The sequence below is a fragment of the Algoriella xinjiangensis genome, from assembly GCF_900115015.1.
Lineage (GTDB): Bacteria > Bacteroidota > Bacteroidia > Flavobacteriales > Weeksellaceae > Empedobacter > Empedobacter xinjiangensis.
In genome coordinates this window covers 121,055-140,346 of record NZ_FOUZ01000004.1, presented here as the reverse complement: position 1 = coordinate 140,346, position 19,292 = coordinate 121,055, and the positions used below count along the sequence as shown (strand labels likewise).

At 31.1% G+C, this 19,292-nt stretch carries 17 protein-coding genes; 10 read left to right on the top strand and 7 right to left on the bottom strand.

What is annotated here, in order from left to right; genetic code table 11:
• Positions 1-6: 6 nt before the first annotated feature.
• From BM072_RS04885 to BM072_RS04875, 3 genes are read right to left on the bottom strand one after another with little or no spacing between them, the layout of a single operon-like run.
• Complete coding sequence (locus BM072_RS04885; protein WP_092907129.1) at positions 7-1,467, bottom strand: LptF/LptG family permease; 1,461 nt, start codon at positions 1,465-1,467, stop codon at positions 7-9.
• A gap of 3 nt (positions 1,468-1,470) precedes the next feature.
• Complete coding sequence (gene lolA1 / locus BM072_RS04880) at positions 1,471-2,100, bottom strand: outer membrane lipoprotein periplasmic chaperone LolA1 (RefSeq protein WP_092907127.1); 630 nt, start codon at positions 2,098-2,100, stop codon at positions 1,471-1,473.
• Between the two features lie 33 nt (positions 2,101-2,133).
• Positions 2,134-4,677, bottom strand: coding sequence for an FtsK/SpoIIIE family DNA translocase (locus BM072_RS04875; protein ID WP_092907125.1), 2,544 nt, complete (start codon positions 4,675-4,677; stop codon positions 2,134-2,136).
• 129 nt (positions 4,678-4,806) lie between these two features.
• Between BM072_RS04875 and dnaX the strand changes: the two genes are divergently transcribed.
• From dnaX to BM072_RS04860, 3 genes are all read left to right on the top strand, one after another.
• Positions 4,807-5,895 (top strand): DNA polymerase III subunit gamma/tau, encoded by a 1,089-nt coding sequence (gene dnaX, locus BM072_RS04870; protein WP_092907123.1) that lies wholly within the window; start codon positions 4,807-4,809, stop codon positions 5,893-5,895.
• A 212-nt stretch (positions 5,896-6,107) separates the two neighbouring features.
• Entirely contained in the window at positions 6,108-6,539 is a 432-nt protein-coding gene (locus BM072_RS04865; RefSeq protein ID WP_092907121.1) for a hypothetical protein, read from the top strand.
• A gap of 41 nt (positions 6,540-6,580) precedes the next feature.
• Complete coding sequence (locus tag BM072_RS04860; protein ID WP_092907119.1) at positions 6,581-7,534, top strand: FKBP-type peptidyl-prolyl cis-trans isomerase; 954 nt, start codon at positions 6,581-6,583, stop codon at positions 7,532-7,534.
• 77 nt (positions 7,535-7,611) lie between these two features.
• On the opposite strand, the gene BM072_RS04855 is transcribed toward BM072_RS04860, so the two are convergent.
• The 4 genes from BM072_RS04855 to BM072_RS04840 all read right to left on the bottom strand — a co-directional run bounded on the left by BM072_RS04855 (position 7,612) and on the right by BM072_RS04840 (position 11,881).
• Positions 7,612-8,100, bottom strand: a complete 489-nt coding sequence (locus BM072_RS04855) for a TlpA family protein disulfide reductase (protein WP_092907117.1) — start codon at positions 8,098-8,100, stop codon at positions 7,612-7,614.
• Positions 8,101-8,216: 116 nt separating this feature from the next.
• On the bottom strand, positions 8,217-10,436 hold the full coding sequence (locus BM072_RS04850; protein WP_092907115.1) for a TonB-dependent siderophore receptor: 2,220 nt from the start codon (positions 10,434-10,436) through the stop codon (positions 8,217-8,219).
• Between the two features lie 132 nt (positions 10,437-10,568).
• Positions 10,569-11,111 carry a 16S rRNA (guanine(966)-N(2))-methyltransferase RsmD gene (rsmD, locus tag BM072_RS04845; protein ID WP_092907113.1) on the bottom strand — a complete coding sequence of 181 codons (543 nt, stop codon included), beginning with the start codon at positions 11,109-11,111 and terminating at the stop codon, positions 10,569-10,571.
• Positions 11,087-11,881 (bottom strand): DUF3822 family protein, encoded by a 795-nt coding sequence (locus BM072_RS04840; protein WP_092907111.1) that lies wholly within the window; start codon positions 11,879-11,881, stop codon positions 11,087-11,089. Before BM072_RS04840 ends, rsmD begins: the two co-directional genes overlap by 25 nt.
• A gap of 200 nt (positions 11,882-12,081) precedes the next feature.
• Between BM072_RS04840 and kdsB the strand changes: the two genes are divergently transcribed.
• From kdsB to xerD, 7 genes are all read left to right on the top strand, one after another.
• Positions 12,082-12,825 (top strand): 3-deoxy-manno-octulosonate cytidylyltransferase, encoded by a 744-nt coding sequence (gene kdsB, locus BM072_RS04835; RefSeq protein ID WP_092907305.1) that lies wholly within the window; start codon positions 12,082-12,084, stop codon positions 12,823-12,825.
• A 149-nt stretch (positions 12,826-12,974) separates the two neighbouring features.
• Positions 12,975-13,526 (top strand): HNH endonuclease, encoded by a 552-nt coding sequence (locus BM072_RS04830; RefSeq protein WP_092907109.1) that lies wholly within the window; start codon positions 12,975-12,977, stop codon positions 13,524-13,526.
• A gap of 76 nt (positions 13,527-13,602) precedes the next feature.
• Positions 13,603-14,271, top strand: coding sequence for a LolA family protein (locus BM072_RS04825; RefSeq protein WP_092907107.1), 669 nt, complete (start codon positions 13,603-13,605; stop codon positions 14,269-14,271).
• Positions 14,272-14,381: 110 nt separating this feature from the next.
• Positions 14,382-16,343 carry a site-specific recombinase Gcr gene (locus BM072_RS04820; protein ID WP_092907105.1) on the top strand — a complete coding sequence of 654 codons (1,962 nt, stop codon included), beginning with the start codon at positions 14,382-14,384 and terminating at the stop codon, positions 16,341-16,343.
• Complete coding sequence (locus tag BM072_RS04815) at positions 16,344-16,787, top strand: deoxycytidylate deaminase (protein WP_092907103.1); 444 nt, start codon at positions 16,344-16,346, stop codon at positions 16,785-16,787.
• Complete coding sequence (locus BM072_RS04810) at positions 16,788-18,371, top strand: S41 family peptidase (RefSeq protein ID WP_092907101.1); 1,584 nt, start codon at positions 16,788-16,790, stop codon at positions 18,369-18,371.
• Complete coding sequence (gene xerD, locus BM072_RS04805) at positions 18,372-19,259, top strand: site-specific tyrosine recombinase XerD (RefSeq protein ID WP_092907099.1); 888 nt, start codon at positions 18,372-18,374, stop codon at positions 19,257-19,259.
• Positions 19,260-19,292: the final 33 nt, after the last annotated feature.

Sequence of the window (19,292 nt, the reverse complement as noted above, 5' to 3'; positions counted from 1 at the left end):
ATTTGTTTATTGATAACGAGAATGCTCCCCGCTTTTGTTTGTCTTTTTTAATTTACTAAAGAATTTTACAATAGGATCGATGTAAACACTAATATTAAAGATTTCCGAATCTTGATTTGCTTTATAACAGAAAAGTAAAGAGAATGGTAAGGCAATAATATTAGCCGCCCAAGCAGCTATTGTAGGATCTAGATTACCGTTTTTCGCCATATTTTCCGCAGAAAAATTGATGATAAAATAAATAACGAAAATAATAATCGAAATAATAACGGGCATTCCAATTCCACCTTTCTTAACAATTGCACCCAACGGAGCGCCAATCAAAAAGAAAATAATACATGTAACAGCGTACGAAAAGTTACGTTGATAATGAATGTTAACTTTAGAATATAATTTTTCGCGGTTAACAATTTCTTGTAGCGAAAAATTTAAATTTTCTTGGTCACGATTAACCATTTGTACTGCTTGATTTAAAATTCTGTCCTTATCAGCGGGACTATATTCTTTTAAATCAAAAATCATTTTGGTTTTTACAGAGTCAACTTCTTTTGTTTTATTGGCAAAATAATAGTTCTGTGTAAATGTATTTTTTTGTAATTCTTTGTAGTATTTTTTATAATCGGTGTTTAACGAATCAATCAAATGACGAAGACCTTTACCGTCCAAATATTTGTACGAACCTCCTGGATCTTCATCTTTTCCTGAATTTAAAATGTCAGAGATGTCAATATAATAATTTAAAGTATCAAATTTTGTGTATTGATTTTCTTGACGAAGACGTTCTTGCTGATTTTTATTTTTGATGTTATCCGAATATGCAATACCATCGTAAAGTTCCATTTTTAAGTAACGATTATCTTTTTTATCTGGCGCAAGATTTCCTTTTTTAGATAAAATAGTCATAGTGTTTTCGCCAAAAGGAGAATTTTGATGCACAAAAACATCTTCTAATTTTTCTGAATTTTCTCCCGAAACTTTATTGATTTTCATCTGAAAGCCAGGAATAGACTCAATAAAAACACCTTCTTTAATATTCATTGCAGGTTTTGTCTGTAGAATATTATAAAAAATTGTTCGTGCTTTTTGTTGCGAAAAAGGCATCATTTTGTCTCCGAAAAAATACAGTCCGACAGCCATTAACATGATTAAACCAAATAGTGGTGCAAGAATTCGTGTTAACGAAATTCCAGATGCTTTCATGGCAGCTAATTCGTAGCGTTCGCCCAATCCACCCATCGTCATAATAGATCCTAAAAGGATTGTTAACGGTAAAACTAACTGAACAACGTTGATACCTAAATAGAAAAGTAATTCTGCAATCGTATACCACTCTAATCCTTTACCAACAAATTTTTCCATTTGTTGCCAAGCGAATTGAACGATAAAGATAAAAAATAGAACACTAAAAATGAAAATAAACGGACCCAAAAAGGTCTTAATTACATACCAGTCAAGCTTCTTTAACATTGATTATAATTGAGTAATAATATAGCCTTGCGACTTATATTTCTTTTGGTCAAAGTTAAAGTAACTTTTGTGAATAAGTAAATTTTCAAGATAATCTTTTACTATGATAGATGTAGTTTCTCCATTTTTACCAACTTCTTTGTAATCGTAAATTTGATTATTTGCAGTATTAACACCCAAAATACAATGTTTCATACTAGATGAACCTGTTGGAGTTAATTTGATGTGTTGAATTGTTTGGTTTCCTACTTTTATTTTATCCGCCAAAGCATAGTTGTATCCCGAACGATATGTGTTTAAAACTTTTGTTGGTGTTAAGAAATCATCTGTGTTTGATGCATCAGAAATTGTCACTTCTTTATCATCTTTAGAAACAGTGATTAATTCTTTTCCTGTAAAAATTTGATTGATATCGCCAACATTCAAATTAAATTTTTGTTTCATCGAATAAACTTCTCCCGAACGAGCTGTCAATTTTCCGTTTATTGTATGATTAAAATCAAACTTGATGTAATATGAATTTGCGTTTGTATATTTTGTATAAACTTTGTCTAAAATTTGTTTTGCCGATTGTGCATTTAAAGTTCCAACCCCTACTAATAAGAGTATGAAAGTATAAATAATTTTTTTCATACAATTGATTTTTCTATTCTGTTTTTAATAAATTTAATTCAAATTATTCAACAACTGTTCCAAACTAATTTCGTCTTGTATTAATACTTGACGCGCTTTGCTTCCTTCAAAATGTCCAACAATACCAGCAGCTTCTAATTGATCAATTAATCGACCAGCGCGGTTATATCCTAATTTTAATTTTCGTTGTAATAATGATGCTGAACCTTGTTGTGCAATAACTATTAATCGTGCTGCATCTTCAAACAATACATCGCGATCAGATAAATCAATATCTAAATTAGAATTACTTTCTTCGCCAACATATTCTGGTAAATGCATCGCATCTGGATAACCACGTTGCTCACCAATAAACTCGGTAATTTTATCCACTTCGGGTGTATCAACAAAAGCACATTGCAAACGAACCAAATCATTTCCGGTTGTAAATAACATATCTCCTTTACCAATAAGTTGATCAGCACCTGGAGAATCTAAAATTGTTCTCGAATCGATTTTAGACGTTACACGAAAAGCAACACGAGCCGGGAAATTGGCTTTGATAGTTCCTGTAATTACATTAACCGATGGACGCTGAGTTGCAACAATTAAATGGATACCAACGGCACGCGCTAATTGCGCCAAACGCGCTATTGGCAATTCAACTTCTTTTCCTGCAGTCATGATTAAATCTGCAAATTCATCAACAATCAATACAATATAAGGTAAAAATCTGTGGCCTTGCTCTGGGTTTAATTTTCGTTCCTTAAACTTCGCGTTGTATTCTTTTATATTACGAACAAATGCATTTTTTAATAAATCGTAACGATCATCCATTTCAATACAAAGCGAATTTAACGTGTTAATAACTTTCGCATTGTCTGTAATAATCGCTTCTTCGGCATCTGGTAATTTCGCTAAATAATGACGTTCTATTTTCGAATAAAGTGTTAATTCTACTTTCTTCGGATCGACCATTACAAATTTTAATTCGGATGGATGTTTTTTATAAAGTAACGATGTAATAATTGCATTTAATCCAACAGATTTTCCTTGTCCAGTTGCACCAGCCATCAACAAGTGAGGCATTTTTGCTAAATCAGCAATAAAAGTTTCATTCGTAATTGTTTTACCAAAAGCAATTGGCAATTCCATATCCGAATTTTGAAATTTTTGAGAAGCAATAACTGAATGCATAGAAACCATCGAAGGATTACTATTCGGAACCTCGATACCAATTGTTCCTTTACCAGGAATTGGCGCAATAATACGAATACCAAGCGCAGATAAACTAAGTGCTATATCGTCTTCTAAGTTTTTAATTTTAGAAATACGCACTCCTGCTTGTGGTACAATTTCGTATAAAGTAACTGTGGGCCCTATGGTTGCTGTAATAGACGCAATCTCGATTCCATAATTTCTTAAGGTTTCGATAATTCTATTTTTATTAACTTCTAATTCTTTTTGATCGATTAACGTATTTCCAGTGTCATATTTCTTTAACATCGAAATAGGAGGAAACTGAAAATTTGGTAAATCTAAACGTTGATTGTATTCGCCTTGCTCTTGTACCAATCTTGCAGAAGTTTGCTCTAAAGTTTCTTCTTCGTCAATTTGAGTAATTTTAAGCTCAACACCGTTTGCAGAATCTGTATTTTCTTGTTCATCAACTAATTCTTCTTCGTAAGTTGGTGTAAAATCTACTTCATCATTATCATCAATTTCATCAACAACTAAAGTCGTTATGTTTAGTGGCATTTCATCAACTTGTTCTTCCTCTTTTGGTTGATTAACTGTGAAATTTTGGCTAAAAGCTTCATCAGGATTAATGCGATGAGATTGAATTGCTTTGTCTTCAGTTTCTTTAATCAAGTTTAATTCTTCTAACGCATCTTTCTCTTGTTGCGTTTCTGCATCTTGATTAAATTTATTTATTTTTTCTTGTTCTTCTTGCTCTTTACGCTGTCTTAGCTCAATTTGTTCTTTCTTAAGACGCTCTTGCTCTTTTTCTATTCGTTCAATTTCTTTTTGCTTTGCGCGTTCTTCCATTTTTTCTTGTAACGTTTCATAAGTTACTCTAAAATGAATCACACAATAAATAATCAAACTAACAATAAGTAACAAGATAACACCAAGTTTACCAATAAAACTATTTAAAAAATCATTGATTTCGAAACCCATTACACCACAAAGCATGTGTTGATCTGGAAAAATGCAACCAAATAAAACTGGCAACCAAATCATAAAAAATATACTTTGATAAAGCGTTGTAAAAGGTTTAATTTTTTTCCAATTTGTAGCAATTTTAATTCCTAAAAGAATAAAGAAAACCGGAATAAAAAAGGCGACAACACCAATTCCTTGTAAAATAAAAATTTCGCCAAGTAAGGCTCCAAATTTTCCGAATACATTTTCGGCAGGATCATTTTTATCTAATAAATCTGTAATTTGACTTTGGTCAATTAATCCATTAAAAAAATAAGAAATAAATGAAATAAATAATAAAAGTCCGAGTACTAAAAAAATAATACCGACAATTGTTTTTATGATTTGTTTTTTGGGAGTTTTAGGAACTTCCTGTGTGTTTTTTATAGCCATTTGTAAGGTTGAGTATATTATCGCAAAAATAATAAATCTTTAAGGACGAATCTAACGAAAAGTATTTAATTTTACTTTATCCTTTCTTTTTTTTATAGAAAAATTAAAACCATTATATTTGCCATTAGTATGGAAAATTTTGTTGTTTCAGCCAGAAAATACCGCCCACTGGATTTTGAAGATGTCGTAGGACAATCTTCGATTACAAATACATTAGAACAGGCAATTAAAACAAATCAATTGCCGCAAGCACTTTTGTTCTGTGGACCAAGAGGTGTTGGTAAAACGACATGTGCGCGAATTTTGGCAAGAAAAATTAACGAAGAAAATGGATTAGATGGCGATCAAGATTTTGCTTTCAACATTTTTGAGTTAGATGCTGCGTCAAATAATTCGGTTGATGATATTCGTAATTTGATTGATCAAGTTCGTATTGTTCCTCAAATTGGTAAATACCGCGTGTATATTATTGATGAGGTGCATATGTTGTCTACAGCGGCTTTTAATGCTTTTTTAAAGACATTAGAAGAACCGCCAGCGCATGCAATTTTTATATTGGCAACTACAGAAAAACATAAAATTATTCCTACAATTCTTTCAAGATGTCAAATTTATGATTTCAAACGCATTAGTGTCGAAGATATAAAAGGTCACTTGAAAAATGTTGCCGAAAAAGAACATGTTACTTTTGAAGATGATGCGTTGCATTTAATCGCACAAAAAGCTGATGGTGCGTTACGTGATTCGTTGTCTATCTTAGACAGAATGGTAACTTTTACCAATAAAAATTTAACATATACTGCTGTTGCCGAAAATCTAAATGTTTTAGATTACGATTATTATTTTAAAATGACAGACGCTTGTTTAGAGAATGATATTCCGCAAGCGATGTTACAATTGAATGATATTTTGAACAAAGGTTTTGATGCACATTTATTTATTTCTGGTTTAGGCGCGCATTTCCGTGATTTGTTAATGGCAAAAACGGCGAATACCGTTAGTTTACTAGAAGTTGGAGAACGTATAAAAGCAAAATATTTAGAACATGCACAAAAATGTGCGGCGACGTTTTTATTTGGAGCAATTGAAATTTGTAACGAAGCAGATTTAAATTATAAAGCTAGTAAAAATCCACGTTTAACAGTAGAAATTGCGTTGATGCAATTAGCTTCTTTAACGGCGAATGAAAATGGTCTTAAAAAAAAAAGTATAGAATAGTACCACCAACATTCTATTTAACAGCAGATCAACAAAATGTTTCGAATGTAGTAGTTCCAAACATTGTTCAAAATCAGGCTGTTCAAACAAATAATCAACAAAATACAAATCAAACTGTTGCCAGAAATGCGGTTATAGAGGAAGAAGTAAAGCAATATACGCGCGCTTCTAAACCAATAAAAAGTAACGGTTCGGGCTCTTTTAGTCTTAAAATGGCATTGCCAGGAAATAAGGTAGAAGAGTTTCAAGAAGAAATTTTGCGAAATGATTTACCTCGCGAAGTTTTTAATCTTGATCAAGTAAAAGAAAGTTGGCAAAAGTTTTTGGATCGATTAAAAATCGAACACAATATACCGTCTTATAATGCTTTGATGACGACAAATCTTGAAGTTATCGAAAATGAAATTATTTTTGAGTTTAGTTCACATTCTTCTGAGCAAGAGTTTGAGGTTTACCGTGATCGTATTAGAAATAGTTTGCGAACACAGCTTAAAAATCATTATTTTACGATTCAAATTAAGTTATCAGAGAAGGAAGCAGAAAATCATATTCTATCTAAAAAGGATAAATTTCAGAAGTTATCCGATAAAAACCCACTTTTATTAAAATTAAAAGAAGAATTTGGGTTAGATTTGTATGAATAATGAAAGTTTCTTATTAAACTTGCACTAAATTTTTATAAATAATGAAAAAAGTTCTTTTAGGGATTTTTGTTGTTGCGTCGTTAGCGTCTTGTAACAAAGGAAAATCTGTAGACAAATTAGAAAGTGACGATCAAAAGGCGTCATACGCATTTGGTACTGGTCTTGGTGAGCAAATCAAAGGTCTTGGAGGGCGTTTAGTTGAAACTGACAGTATCAATTATGATCAATTAGAAAAAGGGATCAGAGATTACTTAAAATCTGGAAAAGATGGAAGAGAATCTTATGCGATTGGTCAACAAGTTGGTCAACAAATAGAAACTGTAATCAATCAACAACAATTAGATCAAATGGACAAAGACATCATTGTTCAAGGGATTATGGATGTTGTTAGACACAAAAAATTATTGATTACACAAGAAGCTGGTATGGGTATTTTAGATACATATGCTAAAAATAATCAACAAAAATTAGTAAAGAAAAATTCTGACGAATCAACGAAATTAATCGATGAGAAAAAGAAAGTTTCTGGTGCTAAAACTACAGCTTCTGGTTTAGTTTATGTTGTAGAAAAAGAAGGAACTGGTGTTAAACCAAACATTAACAGCATTGTTAAAGTAAAATATACAGGTAAATTATTAGCTACAGGTAAAGTTTTTGATAGTACAGACAAAAACCCTGAAGCAAAAGGTGGAGTTGAATTTCCATTAAACCAAGTTATTCCAGGTTGGTCAGAAGGTTTACAATTAATGACAAAAGGTGCAAAATACAAATTCTATATTCCTGCTAACTTAGGTTACGGTGAAATGGGAGCTCCTGGAGGACAAATTGGACCAAACCAAGCATTAGAATTTGAAGTAGAGTTAATCGATATCAAAGAAGGTCAACCAGCTCCAGCAGGTCAGCCAGGTGCAGGTGGACAAGGAATGTCTGAAGAGCAAATTAAAGCATTACAAGAGCAAATACAAGCTCAAGCAGCTCAACAACAAGGTAAATAATATTACTTAGTTAATCATAAAATAAAAAGCGATTCAGAAATTTCTGAATCGCTTTTTTTATATTGTTATATTTCTTTTTATTTTAAATATGTAAAGATTTGATTTGCTTCTACCGAACCTTTTTTGATAGTTAACAAGCTTTTGTCTTTGTCAAACAAATAAAATGTAGGGATAGATGTTGGCTGAAATATTGGTGCAAATTCGTAATTAGAATCGTACAATAATTCGACATTTTTATTGTCTACAAATTTTGGTGCATGTTCTTTTAAGAAAGGTAAAACTTCGTCGGCCTTATATTCTGAAACCAAAATAACTTGCGTGTCTTTTAAATAATCAAAATTATTACTTAAATGATTTAATGCTAATTGGCAATGTATGCAGGTTGGTGAAAATAAAACAATCAATGTTTTTTTTCCTTTTTTGATATCATTCGAACTAAAAATTCCGTCTGATTGCATTTTTACAAACGAAAATTCTGGAATTGTTTTTAAAGTGTTTTCTGTTTGTTGTGCAAAACTAAAAATAGAGCAAAGTAATATTAATAATGTTGTAAGTTTTGTTTTCATGTTAAATAATAAATTTGAGGAAAGTTAAGCTAATTCTCTAAAAAATAAAAGCGACAATTTTACTAAATTGTCGCTTTGTATTAAAAATGTATAAAATATATTTACTCTAAGAAAAATTAGAATTTGAAAACAATTTGTCCAGCCATGTTAAATGGATCAATTTGATTGATGTACCCACCACGGTAATATGAGTTGTATCCGATTTCGTCTGTAATATTATTGAAGAATAAACGGAAGTCAAATCGTTTTAGAGAATATCCAACTTGTGCGTTAAGCGTTGTATATTCTGGCATATCAAATGGTTTTACTCCTGGCGTTGTGTTATGAATAATTGTCTTTTTAGTGTATTCGTTAACTGGTCTTTTACCAACATAGTAAGCACCTACAGATAAAGATAAACCGTCTACAAAAGAATTTGTGTTCTGAAATTTATATTGTACCCATGCATTTGCTGTATGTTTTGGCGCATTCATAGGAGCAGAACCTTCCATATAAGCTGGTGAATCTTCGTAGCGCGCATCTAAATATGCATATCCTAATAATACTTGTACATTAGATAATGGACGTCCAGATATGTCTAATTCTACACCTTGACGTTTTAAATTACCTGCTAAACCATATAAATTTTCTCCTGTTGTAGGATCTGTTGTATTTGATCCGTCTGCATTATAAACTGTATATGAAAGATTTTTGTTATTCATATTAAAGTACGTTGCATTTGCTCTTAAACGGTCATTAAACCAAGATGTTTTTACACCTGTTTCAAATTGATTTGTTTTAGAAGAACCTACACGACCTCCATTTTCTAACAAATTCATTGCAGATCTTAAACTTGTACTTGTCGTAAATGAACCAAAGAAATTAATATTTTTGATAGGAGAAATCATTAAACCAATCATTGGATCTACAGCATTATCATGATTACTGATAGAGTAAGAGTAACGTAAAGATCCAATTACTTTAATAAAATCTTTATAAGATAAATGTTGTTGCGTCATAAAACCATAATAATAGTTATATGTTGGTGCACCTGTATAATCTCTTAACTCTAAATTTTTAAGCAATTCTGGTGATAAGTTGATATTGTTTTGAATATCTCCAAAAACATTTGCTTGTGGAATATAATATTTTGTTACGCCTGCTTCTTTATAACTTCCAATTCCTGCTGCGCTTCTAGAAGTACTTCTGTCGTATGAATAATCATAACCAACTTGCCAAGACCATTTAAAATCATTGAAATTAAAATCTTTACCCATTAAATCGGCTTGTATAGCTGTACTACGGTCATCATTAAATGATCTACCAAGTGTTCTATCTATTAAGTTTAGATTTTTTTTGTCACTTTTTACTAAAGCTGTAGCTGTGTTGTCATTTGTAAAGAATGAACCAAAATATGCAACACGGAAATTAATTTTATCTGTAATTTGACGATTAATCCAAGCAGAATATGTTAAATTATCCATGATAGTTTTATCATATTGAGTTCCTAAAAACTTATGACCCATATCAAATAAAGCTTCAGTATCATCTGCCGCTAAATTTACAGTACCTCTATCTGGAACACCATTTACTCTTAAATAATCCATTTGTACAACAACTTCCGTTTTATCATCTGGACGCCATGCAAATGAAGGATTAATGTAATGCTTTTTTGTTTCGATTACATCTCTGTAGCTTTCACCATATTGATAAGCTCCATTAAGACGAAACGCAAACTTTTTATCATTATCTAAAACTTGTTGTAAATCAAAAGTTGCTCTTACATTATTCCAGCTACCGTAGCGTAAACCAACTTCTTTTTCGTTGTTAAAACGAGGTGTTTTTGTAACAATATTTATAACTCCACCAGCAGAACCTAAACCAGTTGCAACACCTTGTGTAATAGATGCAGCACCTTTTATAACTTGTATAGATTCTACTCCTTGCATATCTGTAATAGCTCCAGCAGTTCTAAAATCAGAGTCCATTCTAACTCCATTTTTTAAAACTGGTGTTCCACGATATCCACGGATAGACATAGATTCTTTATATCCTCCATAATTTCCAAATAAAGTAACTCCAGGAACATTACGAGCTGCATCAGTAATAGTTAATGCACCTTGTTCCTCGATTAATTTTTCAGAAATTGTTGAAATTGATTGAACTTGATCTTGAGGATTTCCAGGGAAACGTGTAATCATTTCTAATCCTCTTTGTTTTTTGTTACGATCTCCAAAAATTTCAACTTGTTGTAAATCGTTAACTGTATCTTTTTTCTCTTTTTCGTGTTCTTGTGCAAAAGCAGAAGAAAAACTAAGTAGAGCTATAGTTGTAAGTAGAATTGAATTCTTTTTCATATCATTATGTGTATTTATTCTAAATAAAATTAACACTGCAAATTTAATTAGACTTAGTTTAAATAAAAAATAAATCGGCTGATAGATATCATCTATAGCCGATTTGTTAATAATAATATAAAATTGTGTTTTTTACTCGAAGAAAGAAAAGTGTACGTTTCCGTACTTTTTGTGTTGTACAAAATGTGGTAAATCTTCAAAAGTAATAGTAGAAGGATGTTCTAAAACAAAGTTTCCACCTTCTTCTAACCACTCATTCTTGAAAATTAATTCTACAATTGTTTTATAAGCTTCTATTTCTAAATCATAAGGAGGATCAGCAAAAATAATATCAAACTTTTTTGTTGCTGGTTTTTCCAAATATTTTAGAACGTCACTTTTTATAGTTGTAATTTTCTCGTCTAATTTTAACTGTTTACTTGTTTCATCTAAAAACTTAATACAACCGTAAAAATTATCAACTGAAGTTACTTTTTTTGCTCCTCTCGAGGCAAATTCTAACGAAATACTTCCAATTCCAGAAAATAAATCTAAAACCGTAATCTCGTCAAAATACCACTCGTTGTTCAAAATGTTAAATAATGCCTCTTTGGCAAAATCTGTAGTTGGGCGCACCGGTAAATTGGTTGGTGCGGTAATTCTTTTTCCTTTTAATGTTCCTGAAATAATTCGCATTCGAATAATTTATATAATGTAAAATATTGCCCTAATTGTTTATCATCATTGTTAAAACTAACATTTCTGATGTATTTTTTAAGCGTTTCATAATATTCTGGCGAGTTTAAAAGATCACCAAAAGCAAATAATGAAACGTTATTTGGACTGATATTTAATTGATTTAATGTGTACAAAATGTAAAACAAAAAGTCCTCTTTGGTTTTTGTTTCAAATAAATTATAAAAAATAAAATCTCCTTTATGTAAAATGCAAACTTCTAATTTTTGATGCATCAAATTGATGTAAATTTCGTCTTCTTTGGAATTAATTTTACCATAATCAATCAAAAATTTACCCGAATGATACAAACGCGCGTTTTGTAAATTTGGTAACGAAAGTAAAATGTCTTTTAACGGATAATGAATGTTGTAAACAATAGATGCATCTTCACTTTCTAAAGGACAATCAATCGCTAATTGTATAGGATTGTAGTTAGAAATAGCCAATAAATCGGCTAATGGACGATGTAAAAACTGATTTGGAACAACGTTAATTGTTGTCGATAAAAAGCAAATGTGCACAAAATCATATTCTTGTAACAATGTTAAGTTAGAACGTAATTCGTGTTCAATCTCAATTTCCGTTTTGTTAAGATTTGTAAAATCAACCGAATAGTCATAGACATCCGAGTAAGAAACTGTTTCTCCATCAGTTGTTTTTGTAATATAACTAAGCATATCGTGTGATAATATAATCGCTAACGAACGTTGAGTTGCTGTTTTTGACATAAACTTTTCTTTATCCTTGGATTTTTAACTCGTTGATTAAGATATAAATCAACCCTAATGAAATCAAAAATAACAAAATTTTGAAAGCAATCTTCATACAGAAAATTTATTTTGACAAAGATACTATAATTATTTTGTTGAATATAGATGGATTTCATCTCATAGTATTTTAAATTTACTGAAATTTGAAAATAAAAAAAGTGAAAAAAATAGCCGTAATTCCAGCTCGTTACGCTGCGTCGCGTTTTCCAGGAAAATTGATGCAACAATTAGGCGATAAAACTGTAATTAGAATGACGTACGAAAACGTAATTGCAACACAGCTTTTTGATGATGTTTTTGTGGTAACAGATTCTGAACTTATTTATAATGAAATTTCTTCGCATGGCGGAAAAGCAATTATGAGTTTAAAAGATCATGAGACAGGAAGTGACAGAATTGCAGAAGCTGTAGAAAATATAGCGTGCGATATTGTACTGAATGTGCAAGGAGATGAACCTTTTGTTAATAAAAAAGCATTGGCAGATATTCTTTCTTCTTTTGATGGAGAAGATGGTAAAACTGTTGATGTGGCAACTTTAAAAGAACCTATTAATAAGGAAGAGGAAATTAATAATCCCAATTTTGTAAAAGTTGTGTCAGATTATAAAGATTTTGCTTTGTATTTTTCTAGAAGTCCAATTCCTTTTGCACGCGAAACTAATTTTGCACCAAACTATTTTCGTCACATTGGTATTTATGCGTTTAGAAAAGAGGCTTTGTTAAAGTTCTCTAAATTTGAAATGCGTCAAAATGAAAAAGCCGAAAAATTAGAACAATTGCGTTATTTAGAATATGGAATGAAAATCAAAGTAATTGAAACTGATTTTATTGGTGTCGGAATTGACACGCCTGAAGATTTGGAACGAGCAAAAAAATATCTAACCGATATTGTTAAAAAATAATCAATAAACTATATATAAACTATCTTTGCATCGAAATCGATACTAAAAAATAAAAAATATTGACCTCATTTATTTAAAAATTAAGATTAAAAAAATGATTTCGGTATGAATGTTGTTGTAAAATGTAAACGTAAGTTAAAATAGTGATTATGAGTGATTCATGGAAAGAATACGGAGCCGAAGGTTTAATTGAAAAAAGATCTTTTTTGGTTTCAAAAGACGGCTTAGTTAAAAAACTTTATACAGGTCAAGACAAGTATAAAATTTTAGAAGGAGCAATCAACAATGGTTACCGCGCAATATGGGTAACGAAAGCTGATGGTAAAAGAACAGCAAAATATGTACACAAAATGATAGCCGAAACTTTCTTGCCAAATCAAGAAAATAAGGAATATGTTGTACATCTTGACCACAATAAATTAAACAACACGTTAGACAATTTAAAGTGGGCTACTTTGGACGAATGGAAAGAGCATAACAAAGATTTATTTAGAATGATGAAAGGACGTTCTCGTTTAGACAGTATTCCAAATAGTAAATTAACAGAAGCTCAGGTAATTCGTCTTAAAAAGAAATTAATGGATCCTAACAGAAAGGCCAGAATTTCTACTTTGGCAAAACAATTTAATATTTCACAAGGACAAGTTTACCGCATTTTAAGAGGAGAAAACTGGTCGCATATTGAGGTTAAATTAGATTAAACTCTTGTTTGGATAAGTAGAACTTTAAATTTGTTTTGTATATTGTTCAACCAATTATAAACGAAAAAAAGTTCTTATGTTGAAAATGAAGTTGAGTACAATTGTGTTATCCTTATTTTCTGTAGCTGTTTTTGGACAAGATGCAGATAAAATAATCGAAACACATATACAAAAAACAGGAGGTGAAGCAGCTTGGAATAATTTGAACAGTATTATTCTCAAAGGAGAAGCTATTATAAATATCGGAGACACATATCCTATGATTATTTATCACCAAAGACCATACAATAAAAAAGTGGTTTTTGTTATGAATGGTAAAGAGATTTTGAACGAAGGTTATGATGGTGAAAATGGCTGGACATATAGCGAAGTTGCAAACAAAAATGTAGTTGTACCAGAGTATAAACCAGACGCTTTTGATTCGGATGTATTGAAATACAAACAAAAAGGATTTAAAGTAAAATACGTTGGAACAGAAAAATACGATCAAAAAAATAGTTGTTATAAAGTCGAATTAACAAAAAATGCGAACTCAACAGTTTATTGTTTTGATAAAAATTCTTATGAAATTGTGATGGAAAAAAATAAAGAAGAGACGCTTTATTACTCAAATTTCAAAATGTTTAATGGACTTTCTTTTGCTACCAAAATACTAGGAAAACCTACCGAAGGCGGCGAATATATCATTCGTTTTTCGGATATAAAGATTAATCCTGCAATAGATAAAAAGAACTTTAAATTTTAATATATACAAAAGGTGATTCAAAAAAAGAGTCACCTTTTTATTTCTATAAATTTATACTGCTTAGTGGTATAAGTTTTTTATTTTTGTACACAGAATGAAGAAATTAAAGTATGGCGTTAGATTCTATATTTGAACAAAATAAAAAATACGAAAAGAGCTTTATCATAAGATTATTAGAAAAAGCACGAAAAGATTATCCCGATTCAATTTCTTTCATTGACGATCTAATCTCAAAATTACAAACCAATTCTACTTATAGATTAATTTTAAGAGAAGAATTAGAAAATACTTTTGGCAAAATAAATTTCGTTAGTTATTTGGTTGATAGTGGTATTCACGTAGAAGACAGTTTGTTTTCATTGTTTAGAAAAAAAATAATGGATTCGGTTTTACCAGATATCGAAGATAATAATGAGTTAACTTCAGTTGTAAATGAAATATTTTATAACTCGAAGAATTTAACCTCATTGCGTATAATTCCCAGAGATCGATGGAAAAAATTCTTCGAAGTTCTTTACCAAGATATTCCCGAAGAGCAATTCAAGAAAAATACATCCAACATACAAAATCAATTATTACAAGCAATTTCTATCCTAACAGTGCGTATTACGGGCGGTTTTTCGGACAAAGAAATGATGCGTTATAGTTCTGAAGTTAATTATTTAGATAATTCATTTTCTAAACTATCCATGCAGATTAGTAATATTATTGAAAGTCCGCAAGCGGGTTTTGATATGCTCCAAATTAAAGAGAGTATTTCAAAATGTAAGCATACCTTAAATGATATTTTAACTCAAAAAGATTACAAAGGAATTTCGTTAAAAGTTGCAGCAAAACTTAATCGTTTGCAACAACAATTGGTTCGTTTACAAACGATATTAAATAGTTATAACGAACTTAGAATGCACGGAATTATCTCATTTTATAGTTTAGCAACTAAAAAATGGACAGAATTTTATGCGCCCAAAAACTTTATGAGTAACCAATTAAGCTCAACAGTTTATTTGATTACATTTTTGGTAACCTATCATAATGGTAAAACGGGAGAAAAATATATAACACAAACGGCGAAAGAATACAACAAGATGTTTTGGACAGCTTGTGGTGGTGGTTTAATCGTTTCTTTTTTATGTTTTATAAAAACAGGAATTGGAAATGTACATGATACATCGCCTTTATTCAAAGCATTTTTCTTTAGTATAAATTATGCAGTAGGTTTTTGTACGATATATTTAACGCACATGACGCTAGCTACCAAACAACCCTCTATGACAGCGGCACGTTTAGCACAATCATTAGTTCCAAAATCAGGATCAGATCTTAATATAAAAGATTTTACAACCTTATTTGCGCAATTGGTACGAAGCCAAATGATTGCTTTTTTAGGAAACGTAGTTGCAGGTTTTGCAGTTTCGTTTGGTATATTTTATTTACTGAATACAATACTTGGTTTTGAGGTTTTAAAATACTCAAAAGCTTATCATTATTGGGAAGAAGTTGTAACAATGGATTGGCATATTTTCTATTTTGGAGGAATTGCAGGGACATTTTTATTTCTTTCAGGATTAATTTCTGGAATGACAATTAACAGTCAGCGTTTCAATAATATACCCGAACGTATTTACAATCATCCAATTCTTAAAAAAACATTTTCAATCCGTAAAAGAAGAAGAATTTCGAATTGGGTTGAAAAAAATATGGGTGGTATTGTTGGTAATGTTGCCTTCGGTTTTATGATGGGATGTGCATTTTTAGTAGGAGATTTTACAGGTCAACCTTTTGATATTCGACACATTACTTTTGCTGCTGGTAATTTTGCTATGGGTATTGGAGGAATGGGTTATCATTTTGATGTAGGTCCAATAATTATTGGTTTTATAGCCATTTTTATGATAGGTTGGTGTAACTTTTTAGTAAGTTTTACTTTATCATTACTTATGGCAATGCGCTCTAATAATATACCTTTTTATAAAATTTTCACGATGATTTCGCATACAATCAAAGCATTTTTCCGAAATCCTTTACCGTTTTTTATTCCACCATTATGGACTAAAAGAAAAGAAGAAGCTTAAATGGAAAAGAATTTAGCAAAACAATTACGATACGATGTTGCTTATTTGAAAATGGCTTTCGAATGGGCAAATCTTTCTTATTGCCAACGTAAAAAAGTTGGTGCAATTATTGTTAAAAATCGAATGATTATTTCGGATGGATACAACGGAACTCCAAGTGGTTTTGAAAATGATTGCGAAGATGAAAAAATAAACACAAAATGGTATGTTTTACATGCCGAAGCAAATGCCATTCTAAAATGTGCCACATCAACTCAATCCGCAGAGGGCGCGACTTTGTATATCACTTTGTCGCCTTGTAAAGATTGTAGTAAACTAATTCTGCAGGCAGGTATCAAACGTATTGTTTACATACAACAATACAAAGATATTTCTGGATTAGAGTTTTTAGAGCAAGCAGGCGTTACAATTCAGCAAATCACAGAAGAAGAATTATACAATTAGATGAAAGGTTTTTTCAAAGTTATTAACATTTTTTTACTGGTTATCATCATATTTCTGGTAGGATTTTTAGTCGGTAAAAAATACGATTTTGCACTTGATGATAACAAAGATATCATTGGTTTGCAATATTCGGATAACGAACAAAAAATTCGTCGATTAGTATCTTTGATAGACAACGAATATGTAAATGAAATTAATTCGGATAGTTTGGTTGATGATGCAATCAACTATATGGTTGGTAAATTAGATCCGCACAGCACATATATCAACAAGGCATCAGTGCAACAAGCAGAAGAGCAAATAAAAGGTGAATTTGTAGGTATTGGCGTACAATTTAGAGTTTTGAGTGATACAATAATTGTAGAACGCACGATTCCAGGAACTGCGAATACAGGTAAATTACAATTCGGAGATCAACTTATTTCGGTAGACAATCAATCGTTAATTGCGAAAGATAATAAAACGATTGAAACTTTATTGAAAGGTAAAAAAGACTCAGAAATTAATTTATCAGTTATTCGAGATAAGAAACCAATTACCGTAAAACTAAAACGCACTATTGTGCCAATTGCAACGGTTACGGGCGAACACATGCTAACAAAAGACATGGGTTATATAAAATTAACTCGTTTTTCCGAAAATTCTGCAAAAGAAGTTCATCAAGCCTTAGATAATTTAGTTGGGCAAGGAATGAAAACCTTGGTTTTCGATTTACGTGGAAATGGTGGTGGAATTATGCGTATTGCCGAAGAAATTGCCGATGAGTTTTTAACAAAAGACGAATTAATCGTTTATACACAAGATAAATCTAAAAAGAAAAAATACATCTACGCAACCAATTATGGTCTTTTCGAGAAAGGAAAAGTATATGTTTTGATTGATGAAAGTTCAGCTTCATCTAGCGAAATTGTAGCGGGTGCATTACAAGATTATGGACGAGGAACTATTGTTGGTCGACGTTCTTTTGGAAAAGGTTTGGTGCAGCGCGAAATTAATTTAGGCGACAATACACGTGTTCGTTTAACGGTTGCTAATTATTTTACACCATCAGGACGATCTATTCAAAAACCATACGATAAAGGAACGGCAAAATACAGCGACGATTTGTATGAACGTCTAAAATCGGGAGAATTATACAATAAAGACTCTATAAAAATCAATAAAAAATTAGAATATACGGCACCATCAGGTAAAAAAGTTTACGGTGGTGGTGGAATTATACCAGACGAATTTGTTGCTTTAGATACAAATTCTGTCGCAAATTGGTTGTATTATAACCAAGATGCAAATTACTTTAACGATTTCTTGTTCAAGAAAATATATTCAATTCATGATTTTTTCATGTTTCATAACGAGAAAACATATTTGCGTTACTTTAGCGCAGGCATGTACAGAAAAGAGTTTTTGGGTGTTTTAGGAATTCCAGTAAACGAATTCAATCCAATTTATTCAACAACCGTAGATAATTATATGAAAGCTGTTATAGCTGAGGATTTATACGGTTCGCGCGCTTTTTATGAAGTTTGGAGCCCAGAAGATGAAATGATAAAACGAATTTTTGAACTAGAAAATAAATCAAAATAAATGCAGTGGAAAGATGCTTTGTATGACTATCAAATGTATCTGAAATTAGAGAAAAGAGTTTCTGCCAATACAATTGAAGGTTATCTACGTGATATACAAAAACTAATCAATCATTCGGAAAAACAACCGTTAGATTATACACAAGACGATTTAACAACTTTTATACACGATTTTGCGTCTAGCGATTATAGTGTACGCTCGCAAGCGCGCGTAATTTCGGGGTTAAAAAGCTTTTTTGGCTATTTACAATTAGAAGATTTTAGAGAAGATAATCCAACTTCGCTTTTAGAAACGCCAAAAATAGGAATGAAATTACCTGACGTTTTATCAGAAAAAGAAATTGATAAAATGACAGAAGTAATTGATTTATCTAAACCAGAAGGCGAACGAAATAGAGCAATTATAGAAACACTTTATGGTTGCGGTTTGCGCGTTTCGGAATTGATAAATCTTAAGATTTCTGATCTCTTTTTTGATGACGGATTTATTCGCGTCATCGGAAAAGGAAACAAACAAAGGTTGGTGCCAATAAGCGATTATACAATAAAATACATTAACTTGTATAAGGAAACAATTCGTAATCACATTAGTATACAAACGGGTTTCGAAGATTTTGTATTCTTAAATAGACGAGGAAAAAATTTAACTCGAGTAATGATTTTTACAATTGTAAAAGAATTATCGATAATTGCGGGTGTTAAAAAAACAATTAGTCCGCATACTTTTCGACATTCATTTGCGACACATTTGTTGAAAAATGGAGCCGATTTACGTGCAATACAATTGATGTTAGGACACGAAAGTATAACGACAACCGAAATTTATACACACGTAGATCAAGAATATATTAGAGATGCGATTATCAAATTTCATCCAAGAAATAAATAATTAAAACTTAACTTTTATATGATTAAGTCTTTC

What these genes read in the sequence shown, in the direction of transcription:
- BM072_RS04885 (WP_092907129.1), bottom strand. Translation starts at nt 1,467, where the DNA reads ATGTTAAAGAAGCTTGACTGGTATGTAATTAAGACCTTTTTGGGTCCG.
- lolA1 (WP_092907127.1), bottom strand. Translation starts at nt 2,100, where the DNA reads ATGAAAAAAATTATTTATACTTTCATACTCTTATTAGTAGGGGTTGGA.
- BM072_RS04875 (WP_092907125.1), bottom strand. Translation starts at nt 4,677, where the DNA reads ATGGCTATAAAAAACACACAGGAAGTTCCTAAAACTCCCAAAAAACAA.
- dnaX (WP_092907123.1), top strand. Translation starts at nt 4,807, where the DNA reads ATGGAAAATTTTGTTGTTTCAGCCAGAAAATACCGCCCACTGGATTTT.
- BM072_RS04865 (WP_092907121.1), top strand. Translation starts at nt 6,108, where the DNA reads ATGGCATTGCCAGGAAATAAGGTAGAAGAGTTTCAAGAAGAAATTTTG.
- BM072_RS04860 (WP_092907119.1), top strand. Translation starts at nt 6,581, where the DNA reads ATGAAAAAAGTTCTTTTAGGGATTTTTGTTGTTGCGTCGTTAGCGTCT.
- BM072_RS04855 (WP_092907117.1), bottom strand. Translation starts at nt 8,100, where the DNA reads ATGAAAACAAAACTTACAACATTATTAATATTACTTTGCTCTATTTTT.
- BM072_RS04850 (WP_092907115.1), bottom strand. Translation starts at nt 10,436, where the DNA reads ATGAAAAAGAATTCAATTCTACTTACAACTATAGCTCTACTTAGTTTT.
- rsmD (WP_092907113.1), bottom strand. Translation starts at nt 11,111, where the DNA reads ATGCGAATTATTTCAGGAACATTAAAAGGAAAAAGAATTACCGCACCA.
- BM072_RS04840 (WP_092907111.1), bottom strand. Translation starts at nt 11,881, where the DNA reads ATGTCAAAAACAGCAACTCAACGTTCGTTAGCGATTATATTATCACAC.
- BM072_RS04830 (WP_092907109.1), top strand. Translation starts at nt 12,975, where the DNA reads ATGAGTGATTCATGGAAAGAATACGGAGCCGAAGGTTTAATTGAAAAA.
- BM072_RS04825 (WP_092907107.1), top strand. Translation starts at nt 13,603, where the DNA reads ATGTTGAAAATGAAGTTGAGTACAATTGTGTTATCCTTATTTTCTGTA.
- BM072_RS04820 (WP_092907105.1), top strand. Translation starts at nt 14,382, where the DNA reads ATGGCGTTAGATTCTATATTTGAACAAAATAAAAAATACGAAAAGAGC.
- BM072_RS04815 (WP_092907103.1), top strand. Translation starts at nt 16,344, where the DNA reads ATGGAAAAGAATTTAGCAAAACAATTACGATACGATGTTGCTTATTTG.
- BM072_RS04810 (WP_092907101.1), top strand. Translation starts at nt 16,788, where the DNA reads ATGAAAGGTTTTTTCAAAGTTATTAACATTTTTTTACTGGTTATCATC.
- xerD (WP_092907099.1), top strand. Translation starts at nt 18,372, where the DNA reads ATGCAGTGGAAAGATGCTTTGTATGACTATCAAATGTATCTGAAATTA.